Annotated in this window: 14 protein-coding genes; 6 read left to right on the top strand and 8 right to left on the bottom strand. The window is 70.2% G+C overall.

The genetic code is table 11. From position 1 onward, the window contains the following. Nucleotides 1-107 precede the first annotated feature (107 nt). Entirely contained in the window at nt 108-653 is a 546-nt protein-coding gene (locus tag QZ607_RS19800; protein WP_295886200.1) for a cytochrome P460 family protein, read from the bottom strand. Nucleotides 654-752: 99 nt separating this feature from the next. Between QZ607_RS19800 and QZ607_RS19805 the strand changes: the two genes are divergently transcribed. The 4 genes from QZ607_RS19805 to QZ607_RS19820 all read left to right on the top strand — a co-directional run bounded on the left by QZ607_RS19805 (nt 753) and on the right by QZ607_RS19820 (nt 5,789). Beyond that, nucleotides 753-3,164, top strand: coding sequence for a vitamin K epoxide reductase family protein (locus QZ607_RS19805; RefSeq protein WP_295886202.1), 2,412 nt, complete (start codon nt 753-755; stop codon nt 3,162-3,164). 217 nt (nt 3,165-3,381) lie between these two features. Then, on the top strand, nt 3,382-3,801 hold the full coding sequence (locus QZ607_RS19810) for a hypothetical protein (RefSeq protein ID WP_295886204.1): 420 nt from the start codon (nt 3,382-3,384) through the stop codon (nt 3,799-3,801). 42 nt (nt 3,802-3,843) lie between these two features. Further along, on the top strand, nt 3,844-4,389 hold the full coding sequence (locus tag QZ607_RS19815; protein ID WP_295886205.1) for a NapC/NirT family cytochrome c: 546 nt from the start codon (nt 3,844-3,846) through the stop codon (nt 4,387-4,389). Then, a complete protein-coding gene (locus QZ607_RS19820) occupies nt 4,386-5,789 on the top strand; it encodes a multiheme c-type cytochrome (protein WP_295886207.1) in 1,404 nt (467 codons plus the stop codon). The genes QZ607_RS19815 and QZ607_RS19820 overlap by 4 nt, the downstream gene beginning before the upstream one ends. A 259-nt stretch (nt 5,790-6,048) precedes the next feature. Here QZ607_RS19820 and QZ607_RS19825 read toward each other — a convergent pair whose 3' ends face one another. Beyond that, nucleotides 6,049-6,504 (bottom strand): MgtC/SapB family protein, encoded by a 456-nt coding sequence (locus QZ607_RS19825; RefSeq protein ID WP_295886209.1) that lies wholly within the window; start codon nt 6,502-6,504, stop codon nt 6,049-6,051. A gap of 690 nt (nt 6,505-7,194) precedes the next feature. Between QZ607_RS19825 and QZ607_RS19830 the strand changes: the two genes are divergently transcribed. Together QZ607_RS19830 and QZ607_RS19835 are read left to right on the top strand one after the other, a co-directional pair. After that, complete coding sequence (locus QZ607_RS19830; protein ID WP_295886211.1) at nt 7,195-9,921, top strand: PAS domain-containing protein; 2,727 nt, start codon at nt 7,195-7,197, stop codon at nt 9,919-9,921. A 130-nt stretch (nt 9,922-10,051) separates the two neighbouring features. Beyond that, nucleotides 10,052-14,428 (top strand): chemotaxis protein CheB, encoded by a 4,377-nt coding sequence (locus tag QZ607_RS19835; RefSeq protein WP_295886214.1) that lies wholly within the window; start codon nt 10,052-10,054, stop codon nt 14,426-14,428. A 105-nt stretch (nt 14,429-14,533) separates the two neighbouring features. On the opposite strand, the gene QZ607_RS19840 is transcribed toward QZ607_RS19835, so the two are convergent. The 6 genes from QZ607_RS19840 to QZ607_RS19865 form a co-directional block, all read right to left on the bottom strand. Continuing rightward, nucleotides 14,534-14,749, bottom strand: a complete 216-nt coding sequence (locus tag QZ607_RS19840) for a hypothetical protein (RefSeq protein WP_295886216.1) — start codon at nt 14,747-14,749, stop codon at nt 14,534-14,536. Between the two features lie 25 nt (nt 14,750-14,774). Beyond that, nucleotides 14,775-15,209 carry a type II toxin-antitoxin system RatA family toxin gene (locus QZ607_RS19845; protein WP_295886217.1) on the bottom strand — a complete coding sequence of 145 codons (435 nt, stop codon included), beginning with the start codon at nt 15,207-15,209 and terminating at the stop codon, nt 14,775-14,777. A 248-nt stretch (nt 15,210-15,457) separates the two neighbouring features. Continuing rightward, entirely contained in the window at nt 15,458-16,279 is an 822-nt protein-coding gene (locus tag QZ607_RS19850) for a metallophosphoesterase (RefSeq protein ID WP_295886218.1), read from the bottom strand. 5 nt (nt 16,280-16,284) lie between these two features. Further along, complete coding sequence (locus QZ607_RS19855) at nt 16,285-19,167, bottom strand: UPF0182 family protein (RefSeq protein WP_295886221.1); 2,883 nt, start codon at nt 19,165-19,167, stop codon at nt 16,285-16,287. 61 nt (nt 19,168-19,228) lie between these two features. Beyond that, nucleotides 19,229-19,594 (bottom strand): TusE/DsrC/DsvC family sulfur relay protein, encoded by a 366-nt coding sequence (locus tag QZ607_RS19860; RefSeq protein WP_295886223.1) that lies wholly within the window; start codon nt 19,592-19,594, stop codon nt 19,229-19,231. A gap of 372 nt (nt 19,595-19,966) precedes the next feature. Next, a complete protein-coding gene (locus QZ607_RS19865; RefSeq protein ID WP_295886260.1) occupies nt 19,967-20,350 on the bottom strand; it encodes an MBL fold metallo-hydrolase in 384 nt (127 codons plus the stop codon). Between the last annotated feature and the right edge of the window lie 4 nt (nt 20,351-20,354).

Genomic DNA, 20,354 nt, shown 5'->3' on the forward strand with positions numbered 1-20,354 from the left:
GACGCTGCGAGCCGGGTCCCGCGGCACCCCCCCACGGCACCCGGTGCAGGAGATGCTCGCGGAGCCGGCCCGCCCGGCATTCCCTCATGACCGGGCCAGGGTCTGCATCATTCGCCGGCGTCCGGACCGGCCGTTGCCGACACGCTCGCCAGCTCACCCACGTTGCGCGGCCTGGAGAAGACGTAGTCGCGGTCCTCCACCTGGGTGTGGCACTCGAAGCAGTCCTTGGCCGGGTCGATGTCCATCGCCTTGCCGTCGGCGCCGATCATCGCGAAGCGCCAGCCGCCGGTGTCCCGGGCGTCGGCGACCTTGCGCATCAGTGCGATGGCCTGCCCCTCGCCCTCGTTCAAGGTGCCGTCGCCCTCATCCAGCGCGTACACCATGCCGACGAATTCGGTCCCCTCCGGATACGGGCCGCCGCGGCGAAAGGCCTCCAGCCCGGCCGTGTTGATGTAGAACTCATGCATGCCGAAGAGCGGATTTTGCTGGTCCGTGACGACGAAGGCGTTCACGAAGCGATAGCCGGCGAGGCTCTCCGGTGCCGTCAGATCATCCGCGGCGGTTGCGGTGGACAGCGCTCCGAGGACGCAGCACAAGCATCCCGAGAGGGCCGCGACGACTTGCCGGAAGCTGATGGATGGGGCTGGGTACATGACGGTCTCCAGTGTTGGTCCAGGTCTGTTGGGCGGGTTTGCACCGTCGGCCGGCGCCTGCCCAGCGCGACGATGTCGCCAGCGGCGGCATCAGGAAGCGTGCCAAAGGCTTGGGCAGGGGCCGGCGACGCCGCGGCGCCGCGGTTTCGCCGGCGGCCCTGGAGCGCCCGCCGCGTCAGCTCACCCGCTCTCGAGACCAATCTCACCGACGACGCCAGCGTCGAGGCCGCCCTGGAGCAGGTCGCCCGCGAGCATGGGCGGGAGATCGCCGTGGTCTTCCATCTGGCGGCCTACTACGACCTCTCCGGCGACGACCATCCGCTGTATCAGGCCCTCAACGTCGACGGCACCCGGCGGCTGTTACGCGCACTCAGGGCCGATTTCGCGGTGGAGCTGTTCGTCTATGCGAGCACCATGCTCGTGCATGCGCCCACGGTGCCGGGGGTACCGCTGACTGAAAACGCACCGCTTAAGGCCAAGTGGGCCTATCCCCAATCCAAGCTCGCCGCCGAGCAGGCGGTGCGCGAGGAGCACGGCGACCTGCCCACGGTGCTGCTGCGCATCGCCGGGCTCTACACCGACGACTGCGGCTCGCCCTTCATCGCCCACCAGATCCAGCGTCTGTACGAGCGCCGCGTCACCGCGAGCCTGTACGCCGGCAATCCGAGCCGGGGACAGAGCTTCATTCACATCGACGATCTGCTGTCGCTCTGCGCCCGACTCGTCGAGCACCGCGGGGACGTCACGGATGTGACACCGCTGCTCGCCGGCGAGCCCGAGGTGATGAGCTATCAGGCAATCCAGAACCGCCTTGCAGAGCTCCTGCACGGCGCCGAGGGCTGGCGCACCCACAGCGTGCCGCAGCCCGTCGCCGCCGCCGGCGCCTGGCTCCAGGCGCGCGCGGAGCCGCTGGTGCCGGATGCCCTGGACCGCGGCGAGGAGCCCTTCATCAAGCCCTACATGACCGCCCTCGCCGAGGACCACTACGAGATCGACGTCGCCCGTGCCCGCGCCCTGTTGAGCTGGAGCCCGCAGCACCGGCTGCGGGAGGCCCTGCCGCGGATGGTCGAGGCGCTGAAGGCGGACCCCGCCGGCTGGTACGGGCGCCACCAGCTGACCCCACCGCCCTGGCTCGTCACGGCCGCGGAGGCCGACTACGACCCGGATGCGATCCGTGCCACCTTCGAGCGCACGCGCCGCGACGAGCACGACGCCACCCGCTGGGCTCATTTCGTCAACATCGGTCTCGGCGCCTGGCTGCTGGCGAGTCCGCCGACGCTCGGCTACACCAGCCAGGCCATGACCGTGAGCGACCTCGCGGCCGGCGCCGCCGTCATGCTTCTCGCGACGCTGTCGCTGTCCTGGCGGTTCGGCTGGGCGCGGCTCGCCACCGCCGCGGTGGGGCTTTGGCTCATGCTCGCCCCGCTGGTGTTCTGGGCGCCGGAGCCAGCGGCCTATCTGAACGGCACCCTGGTGGGCGCACTGGTGTTCTGCTTCGCCATCATCGTCGCCCCCACACCGGGCATCGCGCCCATGGCCAAGCTCACGGGGCCGAACGTCCCGCCCGGCTGGGACTACAGCCCCTCGGACTGGACCCAGCGCCTGCCCATCATCGCGCTGGCCTGCGTCGGGCTCTTCATCTCGCGCTATCTGGCCGCGTTTCAGCTCGGCCACACCCAGGCCGCCTGGGACCCCTTCTTCGGCGACGGCACCGAGCGCGTCATCACCTCCAGCATCTCTGAGGCCTGGCCGGTGCCGGATGCCGGTGCCGGGGCTTTGACCTACCTGCTGGAGATCGTCACCGGCCTGCTCGGCGGCCGTGCGCGCTGGCGCACCATGCCCTGGGTGGTGGTCCTGTTCGGCATCCTCATCGTGCCGCTCGGGGCGGTGAGCATCTTCTTCATCATCATCCAGCCCATCCTCATCGGCACCTGGTGCACGCTCTGCCTGGCGGCGGCGCTCGCGATGCTGCTCCAGATTCCGTATTCCTACGATGAGCTGGTGGCCACCTTTCAGTTTCTGCTGCACCGCAAGCGCCGGGGCAAATCGGTGCTGCGGGTTTTCCTGTTCGGCGACACGGCGGACGGCGAGGACGCAGCCGCCGGCGCACGCAGCGAGCTGGACCGCCCCGCGGGCGCCGTGCTGCGCGAGGTCTTCGGCGGCGGCGTGCGCCTGCCCTGGACGCTGGCGCTGTCTGCGCTCATCGGCGTCGGTCTCATGGGCACCCGGCTCCTGTTCGACACCACCGGCGCCCAGGCGCACAGCGACCACCTGCTGGGCGCGCTCGTGGTGAGCGTCTCCATCGCCGCCCTCGGTGAGGTGGGCCGACCACTGCGTTGGGCCAACCTGATGCTCGGCGCCGGCCTCATGGGCGCCCCCTTCCTGTTCGACGGCGGCTCGCCGCTCGCGGACGCCGCCGGCATCGCGGCGGGCGCACTGCTGATGGTGCTGGCGGTGCCGCGGGGGAAGATCGCCCACCGCTATGGGGGCTGGAGCCGCTACATCGTTTGAGCCGGCGCGGCCGCCACTGCCCTGCACAGTCCCCGGGCCCCGCCGCCGGCTGCCGGTCACACCAAGGCACACCGCGGCATTTGCACCACCCACCCGGGCAATTCCACCAACGGGCACGCGATGGCCGGCGCGCTCCGCGCCGCCGACGCGACCTGCGCCCGGCGCGCTGTCGGCACGGAGCCTGCTTCGGCTCCAGTGAAACCTCTGGAGCCGAGCCATGCCGCACATCCACAGTCAGACCCGAAGCGCGCCCCGGTCCGCAGGCGTGGTGCACACCGAGACGGTGGTGCCCGCCAACTGGCCCGAGGCCTGCGCCGACTTCGCCCGCACCTACCATGGCCAGGCCGTGCGGGTGCTGACCCTGCCCACCGCCGCCGCCGCACGCGGCGACACCGCCGACGCCGCAGTCCTTGGCGCCGACCTGCCGCTGGACGACGTGGCGGCCGTCGCCGCCGTGCCACTGCCGAACATCGACATCCGCGTCTACGGCGACGGCGAGCCCTTCACCGTGCAGCGGGTGGAGCGGCCCAGGTCCGTGGCCCTGGAGAAGAGCGTGGACGGGCGATTGCGCTTGCTGCGCATCGACGACACCGACGGCGTCACCACCCTGGTGAGACCCACCGAGCGTCGGACCTAGGACAACGCCGAGGGATTCGGCATTTCCGGTGCGGAGCGGGTCTTGAAGAAAACACTGATCGGGGTGTTGGCCGCCGTGATCCTCGTGCCCGTCGTGGTGACCGCCTCCTGGATGCTCATGGAGGCGGCGCTGGCGGCGACCTCCGGGCCCGGCTTCTGCACCACCTGCCATACCATGAAGCCCTTCGCGCGCACCTTCCGGGCCGATATCCACGGCGGCAACAATCCCCGGGGCCTCGCGGCCGAGTGCACGGATTGCCACCTGCGCCACGACAGCCCCGCGGCCCACCTCTGGACCAAGGCCCGCTTCGGCCTGCACGACATTTGCGCGCAGCTCACCTACGACCTGGACGCCATCGACTGGCAGGCTGGCCTCGCCGAGCGCGAGTCCTACGTCTTCGACTCCGGCTGCCTGATGTGCCACCGCGACCTCGAAGACGCCCGCGGGAACAACCCCGCCTTCGTCGCCCACCGCCCGTACTTCCTCGGCGAGATCGACCGGACCTGCGTCAGCTGCCATCCGCACGTGGGCCACCAAGGGCTCCCCGCGGCACTGCCGCCCTCCCCTGCAACAGGAGCCGACCGATGAACAAAGATCCCCTCCTCGCCCGCGGCCTGGTCCTGCTCACGCTGCTGGTGGCCGTCATGCTCGCCGCGGGCATGGACCAAGCCTCCGGGCAAGCCCAGCCGCCGGCCGATCAGCAAGAGGCCGATCAGTCGCTCGGCGACCTGAGCCAGGTGCAGTCCATCGTCATCGACCGCGGACTCACGCCCCTCGGCAAGCGCTGCGTCGAATGCCACAAACAGCACAACCCCGGCATCATCAGCGCCTGGAAGCGCAGCCGCCACGGGCATGTGGGCGTCACCTGCATCGACTGCCACCAGGTGCCGGCCGACGCGCCCAATGCCACCCAGCACGAGTCGCTGGTCGGCACCGACACCCACATCTCAGTGCTGGTGTCGCCGGCCACCTGCGGGCGCTGCCACCCGCGCGCGCAGGAGCAGTTCAACCGCAGCGGCCACTTCCGCGGCTACCGCCAGCAGATTCCGAAGGACGACCTCCACGCCCTGGTGCACATGCACGAGGGTCGCGGCCATCCGGAGCTGAGCGCCGCGCCGGACATGACCGGCTGCATGCAGTGCCACGGCACCGAGATCAAGCTCGACGACGACGGCCGCCCCACCGCCCGCACCTGGCCCAACTCCGGCATCGGCAGCATCTACCCGGACGGCAGCACCGGCAACTGCACCACCTGCCACACCCGCCACCGCTTCTCCATCGAGGAGGCCCGCCACCCCGCCGCCTGCGCGTCCTGTCACCTGGGTCCGGATCATCCGGACATCGAGGTGTACGAGAACAGCAAGCACGGCCAGATCTACGCCGCCGAAGGCGACGACTGGCGCTGGGACTCGGCGCCCGACGCCTGGGAGCCGGGCGACTACCGCGCCCCCACCTGCGCCACCTGTCACATGAGCGGCGTCGGCGAGCTCAGCGTCACGCACAATGTGAGCGAGCGGCTGTACTGGAACCTCTGGGCCAAGCGCTCCGACGTGCGCGGCTCCGAGGACGTCATGAGTCCGCTCCTCGGCGACGGCCCCGCAGGCCGCAGGAAGATGAAGCAGGTGTGCAGCGCCTGCCACGGCGAGCTGCATACGGAGAATTTCTTCTATCAGGCGGATGCCGCCGTAAAGCTCTACAACGAGGCGTACTGGGAGCCCGCCAAGCAGATGCACGATGAGCTCGCCGCTGCCGGTCTGCTGAAGGAGAACCCCTGGAAGGATGCCTTCCAGGTCACCTTCTACCACCTCTGGCACCACGAGGGGCGCCGCGCCCGCCACGGCGCCATGATGGCGGGTCCGGACTGGGCGCACTGGCACGGCTTCTTCCAGCTCCAGCAGAGCTTCTATACGCTGGAGCAGATTCATGCCGCACGCATGGAGCGCGGAGAGATCGAATCCGGGGCGCCGCAAGGGGCCGGCGGACATTAGCCCGGTAACGCGGCAACGCCCCCGGGGCCAAGCGGCTCAGTCCTCTGAGGCGCGGTCTATGAGCGTCTTGAGCGCCGAGACACCGCCGGCAGAGCACCCGACCACGATGACGTCCACCGCCGGTAACGGTGATGACAGCGTCAGCTCATCCCGCCCCCGGGCATTCTCCGCATCCATAGGCTTCGCTGTCACAGGTCCAGGTTTGCTGATTGGAGACCGATTGATTGGCCATCCCGACCAAAAATTGCCCGGCGTTTCCCTAATCCCCGACGGCCCGGCGCTCGATGAGCCCGAGCAGCACCACGATCACCAGCGCCAGCCCGGTGACCATCCCGGCCAGAATCAGGTTGCCGAAGCCGCAGGCCACGCCGATGGAGCCTGCCGCCCAGATGCCGGCGCCCGTGGTGATGCCCTCGATGCTGCCGCTGCCGCGAATGATGCTGCCGGCGCCGAGGAAGCCGATGCCGCCGATGACGCCCTCGATGACGCGGGTCGGATCGATGCGCGCCGAGGGGTCGCCGGCGGCGGTCGCATACATGACCTCCAGCCCCGCCAGCATGAAGCTGGCCGAGCCCAGCGCCACCAGCATGTGTGTGCGCAGCCCCGCGGCCTTGCCGCGCACCTCGCGCTCCAGGCCCAGGATCAGGCCGAGGAGCACGGCTGCGCCAAGGCGAATGGCCATTTGCGCGACGGGTATTTCGGTTTCGATGTCCATGTCCGCGCCACTGCGCTCCGGCGCTCACATCAGACGGAGAACCTGGCCACGAATTCCCGCCGCGTCTTCGGCCCGAAGGTCTGGAAGCTCGGATTGGGCCGCCCGGCATAGTTGTCATTCATCGTCAAGCTGTCCCTCTGGTGGTTGATCTGCCGGCGCCTGAAACGGCGGGCTGAGGTCTGCGACGGCCGGGGCATTTCACCCATGGCTCGGTGCAATTGCACCGGGGTTGCCGCTGCGTCGGCAGCGCCGGGGCTGCCGCCCGGGACCCGACTGCGCCTGATCCCGCCACCCGCAGGCCGTCGAGCCGCCGCAACCCGCGCGGCGCCGGCTCCGGCTCCCCTGTAGCCAGCGCCGTGCCAACCATTGGCACGCTGGGTGAAAGGCGTAAGGCAGGTCCCTGAGACGCGGGGCCTCGGGATGCGATCTATCCACCGCCCCAGCGCAGGCAGCGCGCCGGCGCCGGCGGTTCTCTCGCGCATGCGACACAGTCGAGTCGGTGTGCTGAGCGCATGCGCCCCGCGGCGCAACCCGACTCGCCCATGCCATCCGTCGAGCCGGCGGCACGGCTGATACCCGCGGCGCCGTGGCTGAGCTCATCTGCGGCGATACTCCGATACAGCGCCGCAGCGGGGCTTCAGGAGACGGATCAAGCTGGTTGCAGACGGCGGCCTCGGAGTCCAACCTCACATGGCAGACAGCACACCCGCAGACTCGGCCGCGCACAACGACGCCCTGGCCTATGTCCGCAGCATCGTCGACACCGTGCGCGAGCCGTTGGTGGTGCTCGACGGGCGCCTGCGGGTGCAGAGCGCCAACCGCGCCTTCTATCGCACTTTCCGGGTATCGCCCCAGGACACCGAGGACCGGCTGCTCTACGAGCTCGGCAACGGCCAATGGGACATTGCCGGCCTGCGCGCGCTGCTCGAAGACATTCTGCCCCGGAAGACGTCCTTCGACGACTTCGAGGTGGCGCACGACTTTCCCGGGCTCGGGCCGAAGATCATGCTGCTGAACGCCCGCCGGCTCAGGTACCAGGGCGCCGAGCGGATCCTGCTGGCCATGGAGGACGTGAGCGACCAACGGCGGGCCGAAGCCGAGCGCCAGGCCATCGAGACGCGCTTCACCTCGCTGGTGAAGAACATCAAGGACCACTCCATCTTCACCCTGGACCCGGCGGGGCGTATCACCAGCTGGAACGTCGCCGCAGAGCAGGTCTTGGGCTTCTCGGAGGCGGAGGCCCTCGGCCGCCACTTCTCCTTCATCTTCACGCCGGAAGACCAGGCGCAGGGGGTGCCGGAGGCCGAGCTGCGGGCCGCGCGGGAGCATGGCCGGGCCGAAGACGAGCGTTGGCACCTGCGCAAGGGCGGCGACCCTTTCTGGGCGCTCGGCATCGTCAGCGCCCTGCGCGACGCCGACGGCCGGCTGACGGGCTTCTCCAAGATCCTGCGGGACATGACTGCCTGGAAGGCATCCGAGCGCGCCCTGCGCGAGAGCCACCGTCGCCAGCAGGCCGTGCTGGAGTCGATTCCCACCGCACTGGTGCTGATCGATGCCAAGCGCCTTCGGCTCTCCTACATGAATCCGCGGGCGGCCGAGCTCTATGGGCGAGACTACGGCGACCTCCATCTCGACGCCCACATTGCGGCAACGGCGCCTGTGCGGCTGGACGGCACACCCATCCCGCCCGAGGCGCTGCCGGTGATGCGCTCCCTGCACCATCAGGAGGTCGTGCTCGGCGAGGAGATGCTCATCCGCCGCGGCGATGGCAGTGTCCTGCCCGTCTCGGTGAGCTGCGCGCCGCTCTACGACGAGCAGGGGCAGGTGGACGCCCTGGTCGCCGTCTTCCACGACATCTCCCCCCGCCTGCTGGCCGAGACGGCGACCGCGGCGGCCGAGGAGGTCTCCCGTCAGCGCCTCGCGGAGTTGGAGGATCTGTATCACAACACGCCGGTGGGCCTGTGCCTGCTCGACCGGGACCTGCGCTATCTGCGCATCAACCACCGGCTGGCCGAGATCAACGGCATCCCCGCGGCCGAGCACATCGGCAAGACCATCCGTGACCTCATGCCGGCCCTCGCCGACACGCTGGAGGCACCCCTGCGCGACGTCATCGCCACCGGCCGGCCCCGGCTCGATGTCGAGGTCATGGCAGAAACACCCTACCGCCCCGGCGTGCAGCGCAGCTTCTCAGAGCACTGGCTGCCGGTGACCGATGCCCGCGGCCGCGTCACCGGCGTCAGCATCGTCGTGGAGGAGACCACCGCGCGGAAACAGGCCGAGGCGGCTTTGCAGGACGCCAATCGTCGCAAGGACGCCTTCCTCGCCACCCTCGCCCACGAGCTGCGCAACCCGCTTGCGCCCATCCGCACCGGCCTGGACCTGATGCAGGCGCTGCGCGGCGATGCCGCCGCCTGCGAGCGGCCGCTGCAGATCATGGACCGCCAGCTCCGCCATCTGGTGCGCCTGGTCGACGACCTGCTGGATGTCTCGCGCATCAGCCGCGGCAAGATTCAGCTGAAGCAGGAGCGTCTCGATCTGGCGGAGGTGGTCGATGCGGCGCTGGAGATCACCGAGTCCGGCCTGGACCGGGATGACTGCCGTATCTGCCTGAGCGTGCCCACGGAGCCGCTGCCGGTGGCGGGCGACCGGGTGCGGCTGGTGCAGGTGATCGCAAACCTCTTGAACAACGCCGCCAAGTTCACGGACCCGAGCGGGCGCATCGCACTGCGCGTGGTGCCGCAGCGGGATCGGGTCGAGATCCGGATTGAAGACGACGGGCGCGGCATCGCCCGCGAGCAGCTCGAAGACATCTTCGACATGTTCGCCCAGGCCGAGCCCGGGCGCGGTGGCGGGCTCGGCATCGGCCTCACCCTGGTGCGCGCCCTGGTGGACATGCACGGCGGCAGCGTCCGCGCGGACAGCGCGGGCCTGGGCCGCGGCGCCACCTTCACCGTCTCGCTGCCGCTGTGCCGCAGCGGCCCTGCGCAGCCCCCGCAGGACGAGGCGACGACACAGGACCTGCTCCCGGCGCAATGCCGTGTGCTGGTGGTCGACGACAACAGGGACATCGTTGAAGCCCTGCGCATGCTCCTGACCGCGCTGAACGCCGAGGTGCGCGTCGCCTACGATGGCACCGAGGCCATCGGGGTCTGCGACGACTGGCAGCCGACGCATGTGCTGATGGACCTGGGCATGCCCGGCATGGACGGCTACGAGGCCGCCCGCCGGCTCTGTGCCAGGCACCCCAAGCGCGCCTTCCAGCTCATCGCCATGACCGGCTGGGGGCAGGACGAAGCCCGGCAGCAGGCGCGAGAGGCGGGCTTCGACGCGCACCTGGTCAAGCCGGCGGGTGTCGCGGCACTCAAGGCCGTCATTGCCGGCTCCTGCAGTACTGCGGACAATCCGATGCCATGACCTCACCTGCCGGCGGCGGGCTGAGGTCCGCCTGCCCCGGGCTGCCGATTGAAGTCGGCATACCCGCACCGGCTCCGCCACTTCCACATTGGAGCCTCCCCCCAGCCCACTGAGCCGACGCAACAGCGCCATGTCCTCAGCCCAATCCAGGTCTCCGGAGAAGACCAACCCCATCGTCGGCATCGGCGCCTCCGCCGGGGGTCTGGACCCGCTGTGCACCTTCTTCGCCGCGCTGCCGGCCGACACGGGCGCGGCCTTCGTGGTGGTCATGCACCTCTCGCCCGAGCACCACAGCGAGCTGGCCTCGATCCTGGGCCGCAAGACCTCGATGCCGGTGACCGAGGTACAGGGGCGCGTGGCGCTTGCGGCCAACCATGTCTATGTCATCCCGCCGGACCGGCGGCTGGAGCTCACCGATGCCGAGCTCAGCGCGAAGCCCTACGGGCAGAGTGCGGAGCGGCGGACCGCCGTGGACCTGCTGTTTCGCTCGCTGGCCGCGCACCGCGGCAACGGCTTTGCGGTGATCCTCTCCGGCGGCGGCTCCGACGGCGCCGTCGGCGTCAAGGCGGTGAAGGAAAACGGCGGCGTCATCCTGGTGCAGGACCCCACCGAGGCCGAATTCGACAGCATGCCGCGGGCGGCCATCGCCACCGGCATCGCCGACCTGGTGCTGCCGGCGGGCGAGCTGGCCGAGCGGCTCGCGGCGCTGATCCGAGACCGCGACAGCATCCAGCGCCGACTCCCCGCGCCGGAGGCGCTGGAGGCGGACGACCAGGCCATGCTCAAGCGCATCATCCGCTATCTGAACGCCCGCACCGGGCACGACTTCTCGCACTACAAGCGCAGCACCGTGCTGCGACGGGTGACCCGCCGCATGCAGGTGCATGGTCTGCGCACGCTGGCGCAGTACCTCGCCTTCCTGCGCGACACCGCCGAGGAGGCGCAGGGGCTGTTCCGGGACATGCTGATCTCGGTCACCAGCTTTTTCCGCGATGCGCCCGCCTGGGAGGCGTTGGCGCGCCAGGTGATCCCGAAGCTCTTCGACGCCGCGCCGGCGCAGGAGCCGCTGCGGGTGTGGGTGCCGGGCTGCGCGACGGGTGAAGAGGCCTACAGCCTTGCAATACTGCTGCTCGAAGAGGCCGGGCGCAGGGACGAGCCCCGGGAGGTCCAGGTCTTCGCCAGCGACCTCGACGACCGCGCCCTGGCGGTGGCCCGGGAGGGCCGCTACGGGCAGGCCATCGAGGCCGATGTGAGCGCCGAGCGTCTCGGCCGCTTCTTCGTGCGCGAGGCAGATCACTACCGCGTCGACCGCGCGCTGCGCGACTTGGTGCTGTTCGCGCATCACAGCCTGCTGCGCGACCCGCCCTTCGCGCGCCAGGACCTGATCTCCTGCCGCAACCTGCTCATCTACCTGGACCGGGAGCTGCAGGAGCAGGTCTTCGGCATCCTGCACTATGCGCTGCGCCCGGGCGGCTATCTGTTCCTCGGCGTCTCCGAGCATGCCGGGCGGGAGGCGTTCAACGTTGTCGACAAGCACCACCACATCTACGTGGCGCGGGAGATGTCGGGGCACGCGCTGCCGCTGCTGCCCGATATGCTGACGACCCCGCAGCGGCCCCCTGACATCGGACCCGAGCCCGAAACGCCGCCGCGCGAGCGCAGCTCGCCGCCGACCGCCCACCGGGCGCTGCTGGAGACGCTCGGGCCACCGAGCGTCCTGGTGGACGATCGCCGCCGGATCATCCACCTGTCCGAGACCGCCGGGCGCTATCTGGAGATGCCGCAGGGCCCGCCGGACCCCGACATCACACGCATGGTGCGCCGCGAGCTTCAGCCGGAGCTGAGCGCAGCGCTGTACGCCGCCTTCGAGAAGCGGGAGCGCACGCTCTCCGCCTTCGTGCCGGTGCAGTTCAACGGCAAACCGCGCTCCGTGGCCGTGCTGGTGCAGCCGCGGCCTGCGGCCGAGGGCGGCGAGCACCTGGCGCTGGTGGTGTTCCTGGACGCGGGCGAGGCGCACTCCACCAAGGTCACGCCCGAAGCGACCGACGCATCACCGGATGTCGTCCACCGGCTCCAGCAAGAGCTGAGCGAGACCCGCACCCGCCTGCACACCGCCCAGGAGGAGTTCGAGGCCACCAACGAGGACCTGCGCGCGGCCAACGAGGAGCTGCAATCCCTCAACGAGGAATACCGTTCCACGGGCGAGGAGCTGGAGACCAGCAAGGAGGAGCTGCAGAGCATCAACGAGGAGCTGCAGACGGTCAATGCGGAGCTGAAGCGCAAGCTGGAAGAGGTCTCGCGCGCGCACAACGACCTCGAGAACCTCATGAAGGCCACCGAGGTCCCCACCCTGTTCCTCGACCGCGAGCTCTGCATCCAGCGCTTCACGCCGCAACTGGCCGAGCTGTTCAGCATCCGGAGCGGCGACCTGGAGCGCCCCGTCCGCGAGCTGCACCGCGCCATCCAGTACGACACGCTGGAGGCCGATGCGGCGCAGGTGCTGCGCGACCTGGCCCCGGTGGAGCGCGAGGTCACCAGTGACGACGGGCGCTGGTACCTGGCGCGGCTGCGGCCCTACCGCACGGCCGATCACCACATCGACGGCGTCGTGATCACCTTCCTCGACTTCACCGCGCAGAAACGCGCCGAGCAGGTGCTGCGCAATGCCCGACACTATGCCGAGAGCATCGTCGAGACCGTGCGCCAGCCGCTGCTGGTGCTGACCGAGGACCTGCGGGTCGAAGCCGCCAACGCGAGCTTCTACGAGACCTTCGGCGTCACCCCCGGGGAGACCCGAGGCCAGCACATCTACACGCTCGGCAACGGACAGTGGGACATACCCGAGCTGCGCGAGCTGCTGGACGACGTGCTGCCCCGGGACAACGCCTTCGAAGGCTATCGCGTGGCGCATGACTTCGAGCAGATCGGCCCGCGCCTCATGCTGCTCAATGGCCGTCGCCTGGACCACCTGCAGCGGGTGCTGCTGGCCATCGAGGACATCACCGAGCGCGAGCAGGCGGTGGCGGCACTGCGTGACAGCGAGGAGCGCTTCCGCGTGCTCGTGGAGGCGACCACCGACGCGGTGTGGGAGACGGATGCCGAGGGCGCGGTGGTCCAGGACTCGCCGTCCTGGCGTCGGCACACGGGGCAGGCATGCGAGCAGTTCCTCGGCGATGGCTGGCTCGATGCGGTCCATCCCGACGACCGCGACCGCGCGCGGCACGAGTGGCAGGGAGCAGTGGCAGCGGGGCGCGTCATCGATGCGGAGCTGCGGCTGCGGACAGCGGATGGGCGCTGGATCTGGAGCCGGCTGCACGCGGCACCCATCCGCAACGAGCGCGGAGCCGTCGTCAAATGGGTCGCCATGAGCCGGGACGTGACCGAGCGGCGAGAGGCCGCAGAGGCCCTGCGCGAGGCCGATCGCCAGAAGGACCGCTTTCTGTCCATGCTCGGGCACGAGCTGCGCAACCCCCTCGCCGCCATCACCACCATGGTGGAGGTCCTGCGCATGGAGCAGCCGTCGGCGGAGCGCGTCGCGCAGTCCGTGGAGATCATCGGGCGGCAGACGCGGCACCTGACGCGGCTGGTGGACGACCTGCTGAGCCTGAGCCGCATCCGCCGCGGCAAGCTGGCGCTGCGCAAGCTGCCGATGGACCTGACGGAGAGCATCCACGACGCCGCCGCCCAGGCGCAGCCGGCCATCGCGGCGAAGGGCCAGCACCTGGAGCTGGATCTGCCCGACGCGCCGCTGCCGGTGGCGGGCGACCGGGAGCGCCTGACCCAGATCCTGTCCAACCTGTTGATGAACGCCGCGCACTATTCCGACGCGGGGGGCCGCATCGCCCTGTCCGCGCAGACGGCCGGGGACCGCGTGCGGGTGCAGGTGCGGGACAACGGCATCGGCATCGCGGCGGAGGACCTGCCGCGGCTGTTCGAGCCCTTCACCCGCTTCGGCGGCGCCGCGGAGCACCACCAGGACGGCCTCGGCCTCGGCCTGGCCCTGGCCCGGCAGCTGGCGGATCTGCACGGCGGCACGCTCACGGCGCAGAGCGACGGGCCGGGACAGGGCAGCGAGCTCACGCTGACCCTGCCGCTCGACGCCGGCGGCGACGCCGCCGATGCCGCGGCCCAGGCGCCGGCGGGGCCGATCCCGCCGCGACGGGTGCTGGTGGTGGATGACGACCCGGCCGTGGGACCGACCCTGGTGATGCTGCTGGAGCACTTGGGCCAGACCGTGCGGCTGCTCACCCGCGGCGGCGAAGTGCCCGAAGCGGTGGCAGCATTCGCGCCGGCGCTGGTGATCCTCGACATCGGACTGCCGGACATGGACGGCCACGAGGTCGCCCGCCGGCTGCGGGACGCCCATGGCCCGGATGCCTTCAGCATCGTGGCCCTGAGCGGCTACGGTCAGGACGCGGCAGCATCCACCGAGCGCGCGGACTTCGACCAGTATCTGCTGAAGCCGGCGACGGCGGAGCGGATCAAGCAGCTCCTGACCCAGCTCTGAGCGACGCGCGCAGGCCCCGCCGACGGCAGATCGGAGCAGCCCAGCGCAGCCCGAACTGCGGCGGATTTCCGCCCGGTATCGGCGGGGATCGGGCAGCCCGGCAAGTCAGGACGGCGTGCCGCCGCGCCCGGCCGGCAGCACCGCCTCCAGCATCATCCTGAGAATGCCCACGAGCACACCGAGCCGGGCCAGGATCGCCCACAGACGGCGCCCCGGATAGGCCCCGGCGGCACGCCGGATGGCGCCGCAGATGAACACGAGCCAGACCAGCGACAGCGCATACACCAGCCACAGCCAGGAGATGGCTTTTGCGGCGAGCACCGCGCCGCGGGCCTCGCGACGACGCTCAGCCCCCCAGCACCGCATCGGCACGCCGGCGGAAGGCCGCCACGACCTCCTTGGTGCGCTGGCGGAAGAAGGGACCGGCGACGGCGGCTGCGGGTCCGCCGCGCAGGGTGTAGTCCGTCCAGAGCTCCACGCGGGTCCGGGCCTCCGCACGCTCTTCGAAGCGCCACACCTGGTACAGCCGCTTCAACGGGCCGCCGCCGCCCTGAATGTCGATGCGCTCCGGGCGCTGCAGCCGCGCCTCGGTGCGAAAGCGCAGGACCACGGGGCCGGCGCCCACGGCCTGCTCCACCCGCCGGCGCTCGCCCTGATCGCTGAGCACACGGGCCTCCCGCCAGCCGGGGACGAACTCGGGATAGCGCTCGATGTCGGCCACCAGGTCGAACACGGCGGCACGTGGGTGATGGACGGTTTCGGCGACGGTGAAGCTGGGCATGTGATGGCCTGCTCTGGGAAAACTGTCGGGCAAGTGAAGCCGCTGTCGACGCGCGCGAGCGGACGCTCAGCAGCAAGCGCCCGTGGGAGCGGCATCCCTGCCGCGACGACTTCCAGGGCAGCAGCGCCCGCGCATCGCGGCCGGAGGCCGCTCCCACAGAAGCCAGGCCCTGTGGGAGCGGCATCCCTGCCGCGACGACTTCCAGGGCAGCGGCGCCCGCGCATCGCGGCCAGAGGCCGCTCCCACGGTCAAACCGGCTCGGGCTCCCAGCCCGCCGCGGCCCGCCGATAGTCGAGCCGCTCGCAGTCCCGAAAGCCGCCGTCGTCGGACCAGCAGCGGATGCGGATGCGGATGCGCTCCTGATCCAGCTCGATGACATTGAAGCTGTTGGGAAAGCCCGCTTTCAGGCGGTCCGACAGGGTAGTACCTGCCTGGGCCGCCACCAGGGTGCGCTCGCCCGTCCTGGCGGCCATGGTCTCGCTGTGATGAATGTGCAGGTGTCCGGACAGCATCAGGTCCACCCGGCTTTCGCCGAAGCACGCCAGCGCCATCTCCTTGCGCCCGATGACGCCGCGTCCCATGGCCAGCTCATGGACGATAAAGGGGTGGTGCACCACCACCACCCGCACGGCGCCCGGCTCGGCGGCGCCGAAGAAGCGCGCCACCTCGTCCATCTGGTACGCCGAGAGCCGGCCGCGGGACCAGTCGGTGTGCGGAGACCAGCGCCGGGCCGAGTTGAGTCCGAGCACCGCCAGTGTCGGGCTGGAATAGGTCGGATACGGGTCCTCGGTGATGTAGCGCCCGTAGCGCTTCCAGGGCCGCAGCAGACGCCGGATCAGGTCCCAGTCCGGCACGTCGTGGTTGCCCGGCACCACCAGCACCGGCGGCGCCAGCTGCGCGAGGAAGTCCCGGGTGGCGGCGAACTCGCGCCGCCGGGCCGACTGGGTCAGGTCCCCGCTCACCGCCACCAGCTCCGGGGCGCGGGCGTTGATTTCTTCGAGCACCGCCTGCACCAGCCGCGGGCGCTCGCGCCCGAAATGCAGGTCGGAGATGTGGTAAAGCGTCGGCATGGGCGTCACTCGGCGCGCTGCTGATCGGCTTCGGCCGCCGCAGCACCGCCCTCCTGTGCGGCCACGAGCTCCGAGAGCAGCGACTGGAGCTCTGTCAGGGCATCGGCGGCGTCCTGGAAGCGCCCGTCCCCCTGGGCGCCGAGGTAGCGCTGGAAGGCGGCATTCGCATCGCCCGCGAGTTGGCGCAGGGAGCGCGTGCCGAGCCCGGCCGCGGCCGGCTGCTCGGGCCCGAACAGCCCGGCTATGGCCTCATCGAAGGTCTCGGCATAGCTCAGATCGTCGCCGTGCATCACCGCCACCAGCCGCAGCTCCGGGTAGGCGGCGGTCTCGGCCTGGAGGTAGATGGGCTCGACATAGAGCAGCGTGTGGTCCAGTGGGATGGCCAGCACATTGCCGCGGATGACATTGGAGCCGCGCTGGTCCCAGAGCGTGAGCTGGCCGGAGAGGTGGCTGTCCTGATCGATCTTGGTCTCCACCTGCTGGGGCCCCAGCACACGGCGCTCCTTCGGGAACTGGTAGGCCAGGAAGCGGCCGTAATTCTCGCCGTCGGAGAGCCCGGCGATCCAGCCGATGAGCACCTGGCGGTTCTTGGGCGTGAAGGGCAGCATGAGCACGAATTCCGCCGCGTCGGATCCGGGCAGCTCCCACATGACGTAGTAGGGCTCCACCGGCTGCACCCGGTCGTAGTGCTTCTCGGTGGCGCGCACCCAGAGGTCCTCCTGGTTGTAGAACACCTCCGGATCGGTCATGTGGTACTTGGCATAGACCAGACCCTGGGTCAGCAGCAGCCCTTCCGGGTAGCGCACATGGGCCTTCAGGCTCCCGGGCATGGCGCTGCGGGGCTGGAACATGTCCGGCAGCGCGCGCTGCCAGGCGCTGATGAGCGGGTCCTCCGGGTCGAAGACGTAGAAGTGCACATCGCCCTGATAGGCATCGACCACGACCTTGACCGAGTTCCGCAGGTAGTTGATGCCGCTCAGATACTCCACCTGCGGCGTGCCTTCGCCGCCGGCACCGCCCGGTCGCAGCCGGCGCGCGAAGGGCGCGACGAAGGGCTCGCTGTACGGAAAGCGCGAGGAGGTGGTGTAGGCGTCGATGATCCAGTACAGGCGCCCGTCCACGAGCACCAGATAGGGGTCGTCGTCCAGCTGCAGGAAGGGCGCCAGCATGCCCACCCGTTCCTCGATCTGGCGGTGCAGCATGATCCGGCTCTCGGCCCGCGGATAGCCCGACAGCAGCAGCCGGGTGCTGTCGAGCTTCCAGCCGAACAGGAATTTGCGCCACAGGCTCTTCAGCTCCACACCGCCCTGGCCCGCGTAGTGGGTGTAGGCGTTCTGCTCACCGCGGGGGTAATCGAACTCCTGCTCGCTGCTGTTCACCACCACCCACTCGTCGGTGAGCTCGCCATAGTAGATCTCCGGGCGCTCCACGGCGAGTGCCGGGTAGGCCGACACGGGTGGGATGTCCTTCACCAGCAGGTTCGGCAGCCCCTGGGGCGTGAAGTCGCTCACGGTGGCCAGGGTGAGCCCGTAACCGTGGGTGTACTTGAACCTGCGGTTGACGAAGGTCCGGCTCTGGGCCAGCAGGTTCTCCTGCGAGAGCTCCCGCGCCGAGACCATCACCTCGCGGTAGCGGTCGCCGACGTGGTAGCGGTCCATGTCCACGTCCACGAACTCGTAATAGAGCCGGATCTCCTGGAACTGCTTGTAGACGGCATCCAGCGCGCGCCAGTCCCACAACCGCACTTCGGAGAGCAGATGGCGATTGTTCTGTACTGTCTGCCGGTTGAAATCCCCGGCCAGGTCGTACTGGCGCTGCTCCACCTTGTGGAGTCCGAACGCATGACGCGTCAGCGCGATGTTGTGGGCGATGTACGGCTTCTCGAACGTAATCTCGTTCGGCTCCACCACCAGCCCCTGCACGGCCGCCGGCAGCACGGCCGCCAGCACCAGCCACAGCGCCGCCACCAGACCCCAGGGCACCGCGAGGCTCACCAGCAAGCCCCCGGCGCGCGCCGGCAAGCCCTGTTTGAGCCATTGCGAGACGCCGCCCGCAAGCCGCTCGCCGAGGCCCGTCAGCCGCGCGCCCAGCCAACGGCGCAGCGGCCCCACCGCCGGCGCCAACGCCAGCAGTGGGCTGAGCACGGCCAGCAGGAGGAACACCGGCAGGCGGATATTGGCATCCGTCCAGCCGGGACCTGCGGTGACGCCGAGGTCCGAGTACAGCAGCGCAAAGGCGCCGAGCAGCGCCCCGAGCCCGAGCCAGACGCCCGCCGCTGCGCTCAGTACCGCCGCCGCCGGCACCAGGGCACCGGCGTCGTCACCGGCTGCGCCACCGCCGGCCCTGCCCCGCAGGCGCAGCAGCACGGCCACCGCGGTGGCCGCGGCGAGCACCACCAGCACCCATTGCAGCAGCCCATGCAGGGTTTCGAGCACTGGCAGCGTGAACAGGTAGAAACCGGCGTCCAGCCCGAGGATGGGCTCCGTCACACCGGCCTCCGCCCGGTTCAGGAACAGCAGCCAGGCTTCCCAAGTGCCGAATCCCCAGAGCAGGCCGCCGCCCGCAGCGGCCAGCTCGGCCCAGGGTGACAGCGCGGGCAACAGGTGCCGCGCCGGGCGCAGCAGCAGCCAGGCCGCGAGCCCCGCCGCCAGCGCCCCGGCGCCGGCGGTTGCCACACGGGCACCGACGAATGCCCAGAACCGGGCAGCGAAGCCCAGCGCATGGAACCACAGGGCATCCGCCCAGAAGCCGAGCAGCGGAAACAGCACCAGGGTGCCCACCCCCAACGCGATACCGCCCCACAGCCAGGTCCGTCGGCCACGCGCAGAGCCCATCCGCGCGAGCACGATGCCGGCGCCCACGAGCAGGAAAAACACCAGTAAGTACATCAAAGGCTCCTGACCAGGCGCTCAGGCGGCGGCTCGGGGGTATTCGGCATGCGCACCCACCTCAGCGGGCAGTGCCGAAGCCTTCGTCTTCGGTGTGCGGCGGCACCGGCAGCCCGGCGATCTGCATGCCCTGGAGCACGGGTCCCTCCGGGAACAGCTTGCGCAGCCAGCGGCGCCCGCCCGCATCGGCGAAGCGCTCGTCGAGCATGTCGCCGAGCTCGCGGCCGTCGTCGGCCAGCCCGTGCTGGCGGTAGTGCTCGCGCAGCGCGTCGATGACGGCCCAGTGGTCGTCGGTGAGCGAGATGCCGAGCTCGGCGGCCTGCTCCTTCGCCTGCGCCGGATTCCAGTCCGCGAGATCGCGCTCGCGGTCCGCCTGCACGGGGCTCGAGGTGTCGGGGTTCTGGATAACTTGCTTGATATCGGTCATGGTCCAGCTCCTGTCTGAAGGACACCGCCCGAGGATCCGCGGCCGGCGGTGCCTGCGTGCATTTGCCCCGGGCCCTGGTGCATATGAGCCACTGCCCGCGACGGCGCGGGCGCGGCAGCCTGCGGGGCACCGCCTCTTACTGAACCGAAGCATCTGCGATGCCAGCCCCGCCCAGTCCCGCCGGATGCGCTGCGGGGCCAGCTCGGGCGCGCAGGTGGTGCTCAGCGCCATCGCCACGACGGCAGAGAACGGAACAACGGGCGCTGTCCGGCGGCGCTTGTGGCTACGCGAGCAGGCCCGCCCGCCGCGTGATGTTGGCGATGATGTCGCGCGGTGACTTGCGCGCCGTGGATGCGCTGCAGCGATCAGCACCTACCATGCAGGCTGTCCCCGGGGGACCGGACCGTACGGGGGGAGCCGATGGCGATTGTGCTCGGCCCGAAAGGCGACGAACGCGTCTTCGTCGTCGAAATGCAGGAAGGGGTTGCCGCGGCGCTGCTCAGCCATCGTCGTGCTGGCCGCAGCCGCATATCGATGGCCGGGATGCACGATCACCGGGTCGGCGATGCGCTCGGCGAGCTTCCTCAAGGATCGGAACATGCTGCCGGGGTCCGATCCCGCGAGGTCGCAGCGCCCGCAGCCGTAGACAAACAGCGTATCTCCGGTGAAGAGATCGTTGCCCAGCCGGTAGCAGCATCCGCCCGGCGAGTGGCCGGGCGTCATCAGTATCTCGATGCTCAGATCGCCGACCGCGATGACC

The organism is uncultured Thiohalocapsa sp., from assembly GCF_913063425.1.
GTDB lineage: Bacteria > Pseudomonadota > Gammaproteobacteria > Chromatiales > Chromatiaceae > Thiohalocapsa.

Excerpts from the sequence above, each read along its gene's own strand:
- QZ607_RS19800 (WP_295886200.1), bottom strand. The coding sequence starts at position 653 with ATGTACCCAGCCCCATCCATCAGCTTCCGGCAAGTCGTCGCGGCCCTC.
- QZ607_RS19810 (WP_295886204.1), top strand. The coding sequence starts at position 3,382 with ATGCCGCACATCCACAGTCAGACCCGAAGCGCGCCCCGGTCCGCAGGC.
- QZ607_RS19820 (WP_295886207.1), top strand. The coding sequence starts at position 4,386 with ATGAACAAAGATCCCCTCCTCGCCCGCGGCCTGGTCCTGCTCACGCTG.
- QZ607_RS19825 (WP_295886209.1), bottom strand. The coding sequence starts at position 6,504 with ATGGACATCGAAACCGAAATACCCGTCGCGCAAATGGCCATTCGCCTT.
- QZ607_RS19830 (WP_295886211.1), top strand. The coding sequence starts at position 7,195 with ATGGCAGACAGCACACCCGCAGACTCGGCCGCGCACAACGACGCCCTG.
- QZ607_RS19835 (WP_295886214.1), top strand. The coding sequence starts at position 10,052 with ATGTCCTCAGCCCAATCCAGGTCTCCGGAGAAGACCAACCCCATCGTC.
- QZ607_RS19845 (WP_295886217.1), bottom strand. The coding sequence starts at position 15,209 with ATGCCCAGCTTCACCGTCGCCGAAACCGTCCATCACCCACGTGCCGCC.
- QZ607_RS19850 (WP_295886218.1), bottom strand. The coding sequence starts at position 16,279 with ATGCCGACGCTTTACCACATCTCCGACCTGCATTTCGGGCGCGAGCGC.
- QZ607_RS19855 (WP_295886221.1), bottom strand. The coding sequence starts at position 19,167 with ATGTACTTACTGGTGTTTTTCCTGCTCGTGGGCGCCGGCATCGTGCTC.
- QZ607_RS19860 (WP_295886223.1), bottom strand. The coding sequence starts at position 19,594 with ATGACCGATATCAAGCAAGTTATCCAGAACCCCGACACCTCGAGCCCC.